The sequence below is a fragment of the Tardiphaga sp. P9-11 genome (genome assembly GCF_008329525.1).
Taxonomy (GTDB): Bacteria; Pseudomonadota; Alphaproteobacteria; order Rhizobiales; family Xanthobacteraceae; genus Tardiphaga.
This window is the reverse complement of sequence record NZ_NPKQ01000002.1, coordinates 1,255,493-1,268,645: the sequence shown is the minus strand read 5'-3', so window position 1 is coordinate 1,268,645 and position 13,153 is coordinate 1,255,493. Positions and strand designations below refer to the sequence as shown.

At 61.9% G+C, this 13,153-nt stretch carries 14 protein-coding genes; 9 read left to right on the top strand and 5 right to left on the bottom strand.

The window, feature by feature from the left end; genetic code table 11:
- Both pqqB and pqqA read right to left on the bottom strand, forming a co-directional pair.
- On the bottom strand, window positions 1-930 hold the full coding sequence (gene pqqB / locus CIW50_RS12335; protein ID WP_149531475.1) for a pyrroloquinoline quinone biosynthesis protein PqqB: 930 nt from the start codon (window positions 928-930) through the stop codon (window positions 1-3).
- A 120-nt stretch (window positions 931-1,050) separates the two neighbouring features.
- Window positions 1,051-1,131, bottom strand: coding sequence for a pyrroloquinoline quinone precursor peptide PqqA (pqqA, locus tag CIW50_RS12330; protein ID WP_089267584.1), 81 nt, complete (start codon window positions 1,129-1,131; stop codon window positions 1,051-1,053).
- A gap of 270 nt (window positions 1,132-1,401) precedes the next feature.
- Between pqqA and CIW50_RS12325 the strand changes: the two genes are divergently transcribed.
- The 9 genes from CIW50_RS12325 (at window position 1,402) to CIW50_RS12285 (ending at window position 9,524) form a co-directional block, all read left to right on the top strand.
- Entirely contained in the window at window positions 1,402-1,659 is a 258-nt protein-coding gene (locus CIW50_RS12325) for a DUF6894 family protein (RefSeq protein ID WP_089267437.1), read from the top strand.
- A 242-nt stretch (window positions 1,660-1,901) separates the two neighbouring features.
- On the top strand, window positions 1,902-3,278 hold the full coding sequence (locus CIW50_RS12320) for a PQQ-dependent sugar dehydrogenase (protein WP_246664233.1): 1,377 nt from the start codon (window positions 1,902-1,904) through the stop codon (window positions 3,276-3,278).
- Between the two features lie 240 nt (window positions 3,279-3,518).
- On the top strand, window positions 3,519-4,097 hold the full coding sequence (locus CIW50_RS12315; protein WP_149531474.1) for a c-type cytochrome: 579 nt from the start codon (window positions 3,519-3,521) through the stop codon (window positions 4,095-4,097).
- 669 nt (window positions 4,098-4,766) lie between these two features.
- A complete protein-coding gene (locus CIW50_RS12310; RefSeq protein ID WP_149531473.1) occupies window positions 4,767-6,170 on the top strand; it encodes an amidase family protein in 1,404 nt (467 codons plus the stop codon).
- Between the two features lie 14 nt (window positions 6,171-6,184).
- The gene (locus tag CIW50_RS12305) at window positions 6,185-6,661 is read left to right on the top strand and encodes a glutathione peroxidase (RefSeq protein ID WP_149531472.1); all 477 of its coding nucleotides are present in this window, start codon (window positions 6,185-6,187) and stop codon (window positions 6,659-6,661) included.
- A complete protein-coding gene (locus CIW50_RS12300) occupies window positions 6,658-6,912 on the top strand; it encodes a DUF3297 family protein (protein WP_149531471.1) in 255 nt (84 codons plus the stop codon). The genes CIW50_RS12305 and CIW50_RS12300 overlap by 4 nt, the downstream gene beginning before the upstream one ends.
- 287 nt (window positions 6,913-7,199) lie before the next feature.
- Window positions 7,200-7,970, top strand: a complete 771-nt coding sequence (locus CIW50_RS12295) for an ABC transporter ATP-binding protein (RefSeq protein ID WP_246664254.1) — start codon at window positions 7,200-7,202, stop codon at window positions 7,968-7,970.
- Window positions 7,970-8,752 (top strand): ABC transporter permease, encoded by a 783-nt coding sequence (locus tag CIW50_RS12290; protein WP_149531469.1) that lies wholly within the window; start codon window positions 7,970-7,972, stop codon window positions 8,750-8,752. The genes CIW50_RS12295 and CIW50_RS12290 overlap by 1 nt, the downstream gene beginning before the upstream one ends.
- Window positions 8,753-8,759: 7 nt before the next feature.
- Complete coding sequence (locus CIW50_RS12285) at window positions 8,760-9,524, top strand: ABC transporter permease (RefSeq protein WP_116660881.1); 765 nt, start codon at window positions 8,760-8,762, stop codon at window positions 9,522-9,524.
- A gap of 17 nt (window positions 9,525-9,541) precedes the next feature.
- Here the strand turns inward: CIW50_RS12285 and CIW50_RS12280 are convergent, their stop codons facing one another.
- Genes CIW50_RS12280 through CIW50_RS12270 form a run of 3 tightly spaced genes read right to left on the bottom strand, consistent with a single transcriptional unit; the run spans window position 9,542 to window position 13,151 of the window.
- On the bottom strand, window positions 9,542-10,525 hold the full coding sequence (locus CIW50_RS12280; RefSeq protein WP_149531468.1) for a 3-hydroxybutyryl-CoA dehydrogenase: 984 nt from the start codon (window positions 10,523-10,525) through the stop codon (window positions 9,542-9,544).
- A complete protein-coding gene (locus tag CIW50_RS12275) occupies window positions 10,522-11,616 on the bottom strand; it encodes an NAD/NADP-dependent octopine/nopaline dehydrogenase family protein (protein WP_149531467.1) in 1,095 nt (364 codons plus the stop codon). Before CIW50_RS12275 ends, CIW50_RS12280 begins: the two co-directional genes overlap by 4 nt.
- Window positions 11,613-13,151, bottom strand: a complete 1,539-nt coding sequence (locus CIW50_RS12270) for a class I adenylate-forming enzyme family protein (protein WP_149531466.1) — start codon at window positions 13,149-13,151, stop codon at window positions 11,613-11,615. The genes CIW50_RS12275 and CIW50_RS12270 overlap by 4 nt, the downstream gene beginning before the upstream one ends.
- Window positions 13,152-13,153 lie beyond the last annotated feature (2 nt).

The window sequence follows — 13,153 nt, the reverse complement described above, 5'->3', positions numbered from 1 at the left end:
TCACAGGGTGATCTCCATGCCGTTGCCGGGGATTTGCCAGCCGGCGGTGGTCAATGCGGCGCGCTCGGTGGAATCATGCAGCAGCGCCGGGTTCGAATTGTTGATGTGCAGGAAGAACTTTCTGGCGATGCCGGCGTCGGCCAATTCGCTGATGGCGCCCTGCGTGCCGGACATTGACAGATGCCCCATGCTCTGGCCGGTCTTCTGACCCAATCCCGCAGCGATCAACTCGTCGTCGCGCCAGACGGTGCCGTCGAAGAACACCAGCGGAGCGCCTGCGATGCGCGTCTTCAGTTCGGGCGTCACGCGCGCGCAGGCCGCAATGAAATAGAAATACTTGCCGCTAGCCTTCTCGGCGATGCGAAGTCCCAGCGTATCGCCGTCACCATCTTCGCCAGCCGGATGTGCCTGTCCTTCAAGATACCACGCGCTTTTGCCGGGGACGACGAAGGGCAGCACCTGCAGGCCGGACGGCGTGCCATCCTGCAGCGTCGGTTCGAAAGATTCGTCAATCTGGATGGCTTCGCGGCGCACGTTTTTATCCGAGAGCACGTTGAAGATGCTGTTGGCTTTCAGGATCGCCAGCACACGCTGGTGCGCATAGATTGTAAATGGCGAACCTTCCCGCATGGACAAGAGCCCGGCCACCGCATCGACCTCACCATTGGTGAGGATCACGCCGGCGATGGGCGAGTGCCTGACATGATCGGGATGGGGATGAAGCTGGGGCGTAGCGGTCACCTGCTGCCGCAGATCGGGCGACGCATTGACCAGGAACCAGTTGGCATTGTCGGTCGAGATCGCGACCGAGGCCTGACCGCTTTGCAGCTCCGGTCGTTCGCTGCGTGCCGCACGACAAATCCGGCATCCGCAGTTCCATTGCGGAACACCGCCGCCGGCCGCGGCTCCAAGAACGACAACACGCAACATGAAATCGCCCCGAACCGCCTAATTTGTCTCTTGAGCCATTCGCGTCTCGTGAAAAGACGCGGGGCGCCCGTCAGTGACGAAGGCGCCCCAAAACTTAAGATCTTAGCGTGAGCTCAAGTCTTACTTGCGCGCTGCGCAGGCGTACATGTTGATTTCCATGCCGACTGCAACTTCGACGATCTTTGGTGCTTTCCAGGCCATCATAATCTCCCGCTTGTCTGCAGTCAGGTACTGCATGACCACAACTGTAATCCCTGCCCAAAGGTTCGCCAACAACTTCGTCATCACAATGTGAAGCTGCGGGGGTACAATATGCGTGCAATGCACAATCGATTGCGCTGCAATATTGCAATGGCGAAAACGTTCCATAGATAGCGAAGGCCTTCGATTGAGGGGCACTCGATTCGTGTTCAGGCGCCGCATCTTCCGGGATTTTGGCGTCAGGGGTTTCCAGCGCCAAAGAGAATTGCCATGCCGCTTTATTTCTTCAACACGCGCATCAACGACGAGCTGGTGGTCGATCCCGAAGGCGAGGAGCTGCGCGATCCCGATCATGCCTGGGATGTGGCCCGGTCGATGATCCTGCAATTGCTGCGCTCCGAGGGCACGCCGAGCGATCTGCTGAAAGCGGTGCTGGAAGTCACGGACAAGGACGGTGAGATCGTGCTCGAATTCCCGTTCACCGAAGCGCTGCTCGATGCCACCGACGAGTCCGCAACACGGCATTAGAGCGTTGTCGAGCGAAGTGGGCACCGGTTCGCGTCAATACAAAAAGCCAGTGCCTCGGTTCTGATTCTATCAGAACCGAGGCACTGGTCGATTGCGGGAATCCGTGCAGACTTGCTCGCGCGCCATGTTTTGATTGCGCAGCGGCGTAAAAATATCCAACAGTGCGATCTGGAAAGCCTCGGGGGCGGCGCATCAGATGTGTGCTGCGCGCAGAGAAGGCTTCCTTGAAAGGGGAGAGATCCATGAGTGTTTACACCTCCGCACGTCAGGCATTGCTTGCCGGTGCGTTCATCGGCGTCTTTGCGAGCGGCGCCTTCGCCCAGCAATCCGACACGACACCAGCCACGCCGCCTGCGGCGTCGCCACCCGCTGCCGCGGCTCCAGCCCCGGCAGTCGCTCCCGCACCCGCTGCGCCGCAAGCTGCAGCTCCCGCGCCGGCCGCAACTGCGGCAGCAGCGCCTGCTGCGCCAGCCCTGCCGCCCGGCTCGCCGCTGATCGGCCGTCCAGACGGCGCCGCCGCAGCCAAGCTCGCGCCGGTTGCGCCGCCGCCGATTCCCTCCGCCGCCGACAAGCTGCCGCTCGCGAAGCTGAAGGTCCCCGCGGGCTTCAATATCGAGGTTTACGCCGCCGGCATGGCCAATGCGCGCTCGATGCGCGAAGGCGACAAGGGCACGGTCTTTGTGGGCTCGCGCCTCGTCGACAAGGTCTATGCCGTCATGAACAAGGACGGCAAGCGCCAGGTGAAGGTGCTCGCGTCTGGCCTCTATCGCCCGAACGGTCTCGCCTTCAAGGACGGCACGCTCTACATCGCCGAACTCTCGAAGATCTCCAAGATCGACAAGGTGGAGGACAATCTCGAAAATCCGCCGAAGCCGACCATGATCTACGACAACCTTCCGAAGGATGAAGCCCATGGCTGGAAGTTCATCGGCATCGGGCCGGACAACAAGCTCTATGTGCCGGTCGGCCAGCCCGGCAACAACGTGCTGCATGACGAGGCTCATGGCCAGATTCGCCGCATGAATCTCGATGGCACCGGCGCCGAGGTCTATGTGAAGGGCGTCCGCAACACTGTCGGCTTCGACTGGAATCCGACCAGCAAGCAGATGTACTTCACCGACAACGGCCGCGACTGGATGTCGGAAGCGGTGCCGGAGGACGAACTCAACCGTGTCACCAAGGCGGGTGAAGACTTCGGCGCGCCTTACTGTCTGCAGGGTAATATTCTCGATCCGGAATTCGGCTGGGGCAAGTCCTGCGCGGACTACACGGCGCCGGTCGGCCTGCTCGGGTCACATACGGCGGCACTGGGCATGCGGTTCTACACCGGCAAGATGTTCCCGGCCGCTTACAAGGACGCGATCTTCATCGCGCGCCACGGCTCCTGGAACAAGACCACGAAGCTCGGCGGTGACGTCGTTGTCGCGAAGCTGAACAAGGACGGCACGGTGAAATCCGTCGAGCCGTTCCTCACCGGCTTCATCGAGGATAACAAATATCTCGGCCGCCCTGTGGACGTGCTGCAGATGAAGGACGGATCGATGCTGGTGTCCGACGACTGGAACGGCGCGATCTATCGTATCACCTATGGCAAGCAGAAGGTGGCGGGCGCGAAGTAGCCAAACACCGTCATTCCCGGTTCACGCGCGCATCTTCGCGCGCGTGAACCCGGAATCCAGAAGTGTTTTATTTCCACTGTCACTCCGGGGCGTACGAAAGCGGCGAAGACGCTGAAGTACGGACCTCAGCCACTCCAATTGGAGTGGTGGTGAATCTCAAAGTGTTCAGCCATGTCGGGATTCCGGGTTCGCGCAAGAGCGCGCCCCGGAATGACGAGCTAAGTCGAAAGAAGCAACCCGATGCGCCCGTTTGCCGTCATCGTCCTCTCACTCGTCTCGTTGTCGTGCCTCGCTACGCCATCCCTGTCAGCCGAACCCATCACCGAGCGCGCCGCGCCGTGCCTTGCGTGCCATGGCGAGAAGGGCGTGTCTGAAACCGACAACACGCCGTCGCTCGGTGCGCAGCAGCCGGCCTATTCGCTGATCCAGCTCTATATGTTTCGCGAGAAGCTTCGTGTCGCCGAGCCTATGAACGACATGGCCAAAGAGCTCACCGACGACGATCTGCGCCTGTTCTCGGATTATCTGGCGACGCTGCCGAAGCCAGTCGCGCGCGAAGCCGGCGACCCTGCACGGATGCAGGCGGCGAAGGCGCTGACCTCGCAATTCCGCTGCGATAGCTGCCACAACGCGGATTTCTCCGGCCGCGACAACATTCCGCGCATTGCCAATCAGCGCGAGGATTATCTCGCCAAGACCATGCGCGAATACAAGGACAACTCCCGCCACGGCTACGATGCCACCATGGCCGATGTGATGCAGTCGATCTCCGAAGCGCAGATCGTGGAGCTGGCGTATTTTCTCGCAAGGGTGAACTGACATCGCGCGGGAGCCCGCGCGATGTCACTTCGGGACCTTTGTGGTTGGGGCCGGATTAAACATTTTTTCCTAGCTCCCATTGACAGTATCCCTTTCAGGATTATTATCCACATCGTCCGGCCCCGATGAGAGGGGCGATCGCGATCGTCACGGTCGCGGGGCTGGATGCGGTGGGCGCTGGAGATGCGGCGTTACGCGGTTCATGGAGGACGTCTGTCTTCGGGCAGGACGGATCTGCGCCAGCACTGCCACTGGCAAGGAGACGGCCGACCTTTGGATGGAAAGAATCCTGGACAGTGTGACGGACGACTTCATCCGAGGCGTTCGGTTCTTGGCTGCGCTAATCCGACTCATCGCAATGAGTCAGACAATGGTGATCTGAGGATTCATCTGGAAAGCCGGGCACCCCGTCAAACACCGCGTGCGGAACGCTGGGCACTTCCTCGCCCTGCGCCTCCGAAAGTCCTGATGCATTCACTATTGCGGAAGACCGCATCGCATCAGGTCCAAGGGTGCAACGGGCACCCGGCGTTCCGCACGCCCTCTCGATTGAGGGTGGGAAGGAATGCTCATAACTCGGACGCTTCGGCGCCGCGAGACTGCGAAATCGCGCCTGATTGGCAATCTCCGCCCGCCTGCGTTAACAAGCGACAAGCAATGGAGCACTGCATGAACGATCTCTGGCGCCTGTCGGCAACTGACCTCTCCGCACTCATTCGTACCCGCAAGGTGTCCGCCAGGGAGGCGACGGTGGCTGGCCTCGCACGGCTCGATGCAGTGAACCCCGCCGTCAATGCCGTGGTCGACCATCGGCCCGATGAGGCGCTGGCACGGGCGGATGCGATCGATGCGGCCATCGCTGATGGAGAGAATGTCGGCCCGCTCGGCGGCGTGCCTGTCACGGTCAAGGTGAATATCGATTACGCGACCTATCCGACATCGAACGGCGTGAAGATCCAGAACGGCATCATCGCCACGACCAACAGCCCGGTGATCGACAATCTGCTGAAGGCCGGCGCCGTCATCATCGGCCGCACCAATTGCCCGGCATTTTCCTATCGCTGGTTCACCACCAATCAGCTCTATGGCGATACCAAAAACCCGCGTGATCCCTCGCTGACGCCGGGCGGTTCGTCAGGTGGCGCGGGGAGCGCGGTCGCCGCGGGCATCGGTCACATCGCCCATGGCACCGATATCGCCGGCTCGATCCGCTATCCCGCTTATGCCTGCGGCGTGCACGGTCTGCGTCCAACCGTCGGCCGCATCGCCGCCTATAATCAGGCGTTGCCCGAGCGCATCATCTCCGGCCAGATCACTGCGGTGTCAGGCCCGCTGGCGCGCACCATCAACGATGTCCGCCTCGGCCTTGCCGCGATGTCGCAGCCCGACGCGCGCGATCCATGGTGGGTGCCGGCGCCGCTCGAAGGACCAAAGCGCGCAAAGCGCGCCGCCATGTGTCTGCGGCCCGACGGGCTTGCTATATCAGCCGATGTCGAAGCCGCGGTGCGCGATGCCGGAAAGCGGCTGGAGCGGGCAGGGTGGATCGTCGAGGAAGTCGAGAACACGCCGGCGCTGCGCGAGGCCGCAGCGCTGCAGACGCAAATCTGGTTCGGCGATGGCTATCAGGGCATGCTGGACGCTGCCGAGCGCGAGGGCGATCCCGCGGCGCTGGTCTGCCTACGCGGCCAGAAGGACAAGCTGGTCGACTTCGACAACGGCGGCCTGTCACGGGCGCTGGTGCGCCGCTCCACCTTCGTGCGCGACTGGGAGCTATTCCTGCAGACCTACAGCGTGGTGCTGATGCCGATGTCTGGCGAACTGCCATTCCCGGATCATCTGGATATGCAGGGCCAGGAATCGTTCGATCGCGTTTGGGCCGCCCAGATGCCACAAATTGGAATTCCCTTCATGGGCCTGCCGGCGCTGAGCGTCGCCACCGGCCTCGTCGGCCGCGCGCCGACCGGTGTGCAGGTAGTCGCCGGCCGCTACCGCGAGGATCTGTGTCTGCTGGCCGGCGAAGCCATAGAGGCCGGCGGTACCCCGCCGATGCCCTGCGATCCCATGACGGCCTGAAAGGGATCAGTGCGATGACCGGCATCTCGGATTTCTCTGCGAATGCACTGTCCGGCGAAACCGTCGCGCTCCGGCAGTTCGAAGGCCAGGTGCTGCTGATCGTCAACACGGCGAGCGCATGCGGATTTACGCCGCAATATGAGGGGCTGGAGAAATTGCAGCAGGATTTTGCGCCGCGCGGATTTTCTGTGCTGGGCTTTCCCTGCAACCAGTTCGGCGCGCAGGAGCCCGGCGATGCCAAGGCGATCGAGAGCTTCTGCGAGACCAATTACCACGTCACCTTCCCATTGTTTGAGAAGATCGACGTGAATGGCGCTCACGCGCATCCATTGTATAATTACCTGAAATCTGAAAAGTCCGGATTGCTGGGGTCGGGAATCAAATGGAATTTCACCAAATTCCTGGTCGACCGTTCCGGACGGGTCGTCGAGCGTTTTGCGCCGACCACCAAACCTGAATCACTGCGAGAGAAAATCGAGGCGCTGCTATGACCGACAACACCAACGCATCAACCGATCTGCCCGATCGCCTGTCCACCGATCCGCGAAGCCCGTTCTACAATGCCGAAGTGCTGCAGCGCGATGTCGGCATTCGCTTCAAGGGCGCCGAGAAGACCAATGTCGAAGAGTATTGTGTCAGCGAAGGCTGGGTGAAGGTGCCCGCAGGTGCAGCAAAGGACCGGTACGGCAATCCGCTGCTGATCAAGCTGTCGGGCCCTGTGGAGCCGTATTTCCGCGATTAAGGCCGGGAAAGCGCCGAAAGCCCTGCTGCCGGAAATTGACCTGTTCGCAGCAGGGGCTGACTAGCAAAAAGGCGTTGCCCGCATAAATTTGAAGCTTAAAGTAATTGCAGTTTCCGGCTACGCTGTGTCCGTCAGCATGATGGACACAGTCGGGCCGTCGTGATTGCAATGCGTGCATGGCAAATGAAGGACCGGGAATGCAGGTGGTGTCGCTACGTTCGGACGCTCACACTGATGCGGAACCGGTTTCCGGCCGCAAATCTTCCGGTGTCGATTCTGCAGCGGCGATGATCGAGATCGATCACGTCTCGCAGCGCTTCCAGACCTCCGGCAAGCAAAGCCATCTGGCGCTGTCGGATATCAACCTCACCATCGAAGACGGCGCCTTCGTCTCGATCCTTGGACCTTCAGGCTGCGGCAAGTCGACCTTGCTCTATATTGTCGGTGGCTTCGTGCAGCCGACCGATGGCGTGGCCAAGGTGAAGGGTAAGGCGATCACGGGACCGGGTCCCGACCGCGGTCCGGTGTTTCAGGAATTCGCGCTGTTCCCGTGGAAGAACGTGCTCGGCAACGTCATGTACGGCCTGCGCCAGCAGGGCGTGAAGAGGGCCGAAGCGGAAGCCCGTGGCCGCAAGCTCTTGGAAATGGTTGGCCTCAAGGGCTACGAGAATTTCTATCCGAAAGAACTCTCCGGCGGCATGAAACAGCGCGTCGCGATTGCACGTACGCTCGCCTATGATCCTGCTGTCTTGCTGATGGACGAGCCGTTTGGCGCGCTCGATGCGCATACGCGCACGCGGCTGCAGAACGATCTGCTCGATATCTGGGATCGTCAGCGCAAGACCGTGTTGTTCGTGACGCATTCGGTCGAGGAAGCCGTCTATCTCTCTGACAAGGTGATCGTGATGTCGCGCTCGCCCGGCTCGATCAAGCAGATTGTCGATATCGACCTGCCGCGACCGCGCAAGCGTGCTGACCTCTTGCTCGATGCGCGCTTCCAGAAATACATCGTCGATATCGAGAAGATGATCGACGATGGCGGCAAGGATCATCTGTGATGACCGTGCGCGGGGTGCTCAAGACACTTTCGCCATTGTTCGCCTGCATCGGCTTGCTGTGTGTCTGGCAGATTGCCTCGCTGCGGCTGGATACCGAAAGCTCTCCGACCGCGCTGGAGGCGATCAAGGCCATTCCATCGATTCTCGGCGACAAGGGATCGCTGCTGAACATTCTCGATTCCATCCGTCGCATGGCCATCGGCCTCGTGCTCGCGGTGATGTTTGCGATCCCGCTCGGTTTGCTGATGGGGCGCATCAAGGCCGTCGCGGCCTTCTTCAATCCGCTGATGATGATCATCTATCCGGTGCCGAAAGCGGCGCTGATGCCCATCATCATGCTGTGGATGGGCGTCGGCGACGTCTCCAAGATCCTCGTTATCTTCCTCGGCGTCTCGCTGCCGATCATCTATCATGCCTTCCAGGGCTCCAAGGCCGTCGAAGAGAAGATGCTGTGGTCCGGTGCTGCGATGGGGATGTCGGCGCCGATGCGCATGCTGCGTATCGTGCTGCCCGCGGCGCTGCCCGAAATTCTCACGGGCTGCCGCACCGGTCTGGTGCTGGCATTGATCACGATGATCACCTCCGAGATGATCGCGCGCCAGTCTGGCGCGGGCAACATCCTGTTCAACTCGCTCGACATGGCGCAATACGACACAGTGTTCGCCATGATCCTGATCATCGGCGCCATGGGCATCGTCTTCGATGCGGCCTTCGAGAAGCTTCGCTTGTCACTGGTGCGCTGGTCGCAACCGCGTGACGACATGCCTCTCAGCTTCACGTGAGCGCAACATGACCCAGACACGCATCAATTCGGTTCTGCTGGGCATCACGCCGATCGTGCTGTTCATCGCGCTGTGGCAGTCGCTGATCTCTTTTGGCTTCGCGCCGACGAGCCTGTTGCCGCCGCCGGGCGCCGTGTTCGGCAAGCTGGCGAAGGACTTCTTCAACGGCGACTTCCTGCACGATATCGCCGCGACCCTGATCCGTCTGTTCGCCGGCTTCGGCATCGCGGTCGTTGTCGGCGTATTCATCGGTCTTGCCGCAGCGGTGAGTCCGGCGATCAATGCTGTGGTCAAGCCGCTGGTGCGCGTGCTGGCGCCGATTCCGAAGATCGCGCTGTACCCGGCACTGCTGCTGATCCTCGGCTTCGACCACGCCTCCAAGATCACGCTCGTCACCGCCGACGCACTGTTTCCGATCCTGCTCTCGACCTATTACGGCGCGTCGATGGTCGAGCAGAAGCTGATCTGGTCGGCGATGGCCGCCGGCACGCCGCGCTGGCAGATCCTGTTCAAGGTGGTGCTGCCCGCCGCGATGCCGTCGATCCTCACCGGCTGCCGCATCGGCCTCGTGATCTCCTGCATCGTGGTGTTCCTGGCCGAGATGATCACCTCGACCGACGGTCTCGGTCACATGCTGGTGCAGGCCGCGCGTACGTTCCAGACCGTGGACATGTTCGTGCCCCTGATCATGATCTCGATGCTCGGTCTGATCCTGAACAGCCTGCTGCACTGGCTGCGCAGCTATCTGCTGCGCGGATTTCCGGAGGTGTAGAAAGTACTGGCCGGTGCTCAAAGCACCGGCGGCTTCTGCAGCTGAAAGTGCTTCAGCAGATCCACGAAGGCCGACAGCCGTCCTTCACGATAGGCATCGACATCGAGCCCCTCGTAATTGAGGAAGCCTTCGCCGGTCTTGAGGCCGATCTTGCCCTCGGCCATATTGCGGCCGACGATCTCCGGCGACGAATAGCGATCGTTGTTCAGTGCACCGGTCAGGTACTTGCTGGCGTAGTACAGAATATCGCCGCCGCCCCAATCGACGAATTCAAGCAGGCCCAGCACCGCGAAGCGGAATCCGAAACCGTATTTGATCGCCTTGTCGATATCCTCGGGGCTCGCAACGCCTTCCTCGACCATGCGTGCCGCTTCGTTCATGGCCATCGCCTGGATACGCGGTACGATATAGCCGGGCGTCGCGGCGCAAACCACCGGCACTTTGCCGATGCCTTCGAGCATCTCCTTCACCCGCGCGGTGACCGCCGGATCGGTCTTGGCGCCTGGCGAGACTTCGACCAGCGGCACGAGATAGGCCGGATTCAGCCAGTGCGCATTGAGAAAGCGTTCGGGATGCTCGACGGCGCTGGAGATATCGTCGACCAGAATGGTGGAGGTCGTCGATGCGATGACCGGTGAGGGACCAGCGAGCTGTGACGCGCGGGCCAGCGCGTCACGCTTCTGATCGAGCACTTCAGGTACGCCTTCGAAGATGATCGCAGAGCTGCTCAGCGCGGCGCCGGCACCTGCTTCCGGGACGACGATGACGCGCGACACCAGCGTCTCAATGTCGGCTTCAGTGAGCAGGCCGAAGCGCGCCATGCTGGCAAAAGTCTTGCGAATCTCGCCGAGCGCCTCGGCTTCCAGCGCCTTGAACTTGTCGGCGTAGCGCGCCTTGAAGTCGACTATCGCGACATTGTGGCCGGCATAGGCAAAGGCGACGGCAATGCCGCGGCCCATGCGACCTGCGCCGAGACATGCGATGGCGGGACGAATGCTCATGCGGCAAAGCCTTCGCGCAGCAGCTTCAACAGACCGGCGCGGTCGAGCTTGCCGAAGCCGAGGCTGTCGAGCGTGCGGCCGCCTTCGAGGAAGTTCTCGCCGCAGATCGCGCCGCCGATGGCGAGGAACGCCTTGACCAGCGGTGTCTCCACGCCGGCGAGCGTAGCGCAGGACAGGAAGAACGACAGGCCAGTGCGCAGATCCTCGCGCATGTAGCGATGCTCGGTCAGCACGATATGCTCGCGCCAGTCACCTGAGTCGGTCAGGCGATCATGCGAGCCACGGCCATACATCCACTCTTCGCCTTCCTTGGCGTAGTGGTCTGCTAGCGGGAAATGCGCGCCGTTGTACCCGAAGGCCTCGCGGATCGCGATGCGCTCGGCATCGAGCGCATCGGTGACGCGACGGATCGCGGGCTGCGTACCCTCCTTGTGAATGTCCCAGGTCGGGAAATGCTCCAATGGTCCGGCATTCATCACGATCAGCGGCGGATGGATGATCGGGCCGGCATTCATCAGCGCGCCGGACAGCGCGTCACCACACGGCTCGATGACGCCGGGGAAGGCCTTGTCGATGACTTTGCAGGCGTAGTCCATCATGTGAAGCGGGAACACGCCGGTCGGGAGCCGCTTGGCGCGGATGGTGATAGCGACCTCGAACGGGCCATGCTTGCGCGCCAGCCAGGGCAGCGTGCCCGTCTCGGCGAAAGCGACCTTGGCGGTGTTGCCGGCGTCGTGCGCGGCCTTGGCGAAAATCATTGAGCCGAAGGTGGCCGGCGGCAGATAGACGACCTGACCGTCCTTGAGGTGAGGCGCGATCCGCTTGGCGATATCGGGCTGCGCAAAGGCTGGTGCGGGGCAGAGGATCAGTTCGACGTCCTTGATCGCTTCAGCAATATCCGTCGTCACCAGCGTCAATTGCGTATCGTGGGTGCCCTGCGCATTCTTGACCTTGATGCGCGAGCCGGCCTTCTTGTGTTCGGCAACAGCCTCGGTATCGCGACGCCACAAGCGGACATCATGGCCCTGCAATGCGAAATCACCCGCGGCTGCGAAGGAACCGTTGCCGCCACCCAATACTGCGATCTTCAATTGGTCTCTCCGTCGCTCGGCGTTCCCGCCTGAACCTGCTTCAGTCTGAAATGCTGCACCTTGCCGAGCGCCGTGCGCGGCAAATCTGTAACGAATACGATGTCGCGCGGCTGCTTGTAGCGCGCGAGCTGCGTCAGAACATGGGCCTTCAGCGCCTCGGCCGTCACGCTGCAATTTGGCCGCAGCAGGACATAGGCAACGGGCACTTCCTGCCATTTGGGATCGGGCACGCCGACAACGCCGACATCGGCGACATCAGGATGTTCGAGCAGCACGCGCTCGACCTCGGCGGGATAGACGTTCTCGCCGCCGGAAATGATCATGTTCTTCTTGCGGTCGTGGACCCAGAAATAACCGTCATCATCGCGTGTGCCGATATCGCCGGTGCGATACCAACCGTCATGAAGCGCCTCGCGCGTCGCGGCCTCGTTGCCCCAATATTCGTAGAACACGTTGGGGCCGCGCACCGCGATCTCGCCGGTGGCCTTGGCAGGCAGCTCGTTGCCGTTGTCGTCGATGATGATGGCTTCGCAGCACAGGCCAGGCAAACCCGTCGATCCCGTACGCGACAGGTCGCCGCCGAGCCGCGTATAGACCGAGATCGGGCAGGTCTCGGTCGAGCCATAGACCTGTAGCACCGGAATGCCGCGCTTGGTCAGGCGTTCGATCAGATGCGGCGGCACGATGCTGGAGCCGGTGGACACGGCCTTGAGGCAGGACACATCGGTCGGAGCCCAGCCGGGATGCTCGGTCATCGCCTGGATGAGCGCGGGTACCCAGACGGTCAATGTCGGGCGCTCCCGCGCGATCGCTGCGAGCGTCGAGTCCGGCGTAAAGCGCGCATGGATCGTGACGCTCGCGCCATGATGCAGCGCCGGTGTCGTCTGGATGTTGAGGCCGCCGACATGGAAGAACGGCAGCACGGTCAGCACGTGATCGTCCGAGGTGAGGCCATGCATGTGCTGGCTCATCACGCCGTTCCACAGCAGCGCTTCCTGGCGCAGTACGGCGCCTTTCGGGCGACCGGTGGTGCCCGACGTGTAAACGATCAGCAGCGGGCAGGAGAGATCGGTATGCGGATTACGGCCATCGCCGGAGGCGCGGGACAGCAGGGTGTCGAGTGTCTGGCCGGGCGCAGGTGGTGTGAAGTCGAACGCGACCACGCGGGTGTCCGGCAAATCCTTCGCAAGCGATGGCAGGATCGCCGCAAAGCCTTCTTCCAGCACCAGCACCTTCACCGAGGCGTCGGAGAGGATGAACAATTGCTCGGCAACCGCGAGCCGCCAGTTCAGCGGCACCATGATCGCGCCAAGCCGCGCGCAGGCATAGAGCAGTACGAGATAGTCCGGCCTGTTCAGGCTCAGGATCGCGACGCGATCGCCGCGACCGACGCCGCATTCTGTCTTCAGTGCCTTCGCCGTGGCCTCGATCCGCGTGTTGAACGCGGTATAGCTGAGCGTCTCGCCCTCAAAATGAATCGCGGGCTTGTCCGGCGTGAATGCGGCGTTGCGTGCGATGAGGCTCGAGAGATCCACGA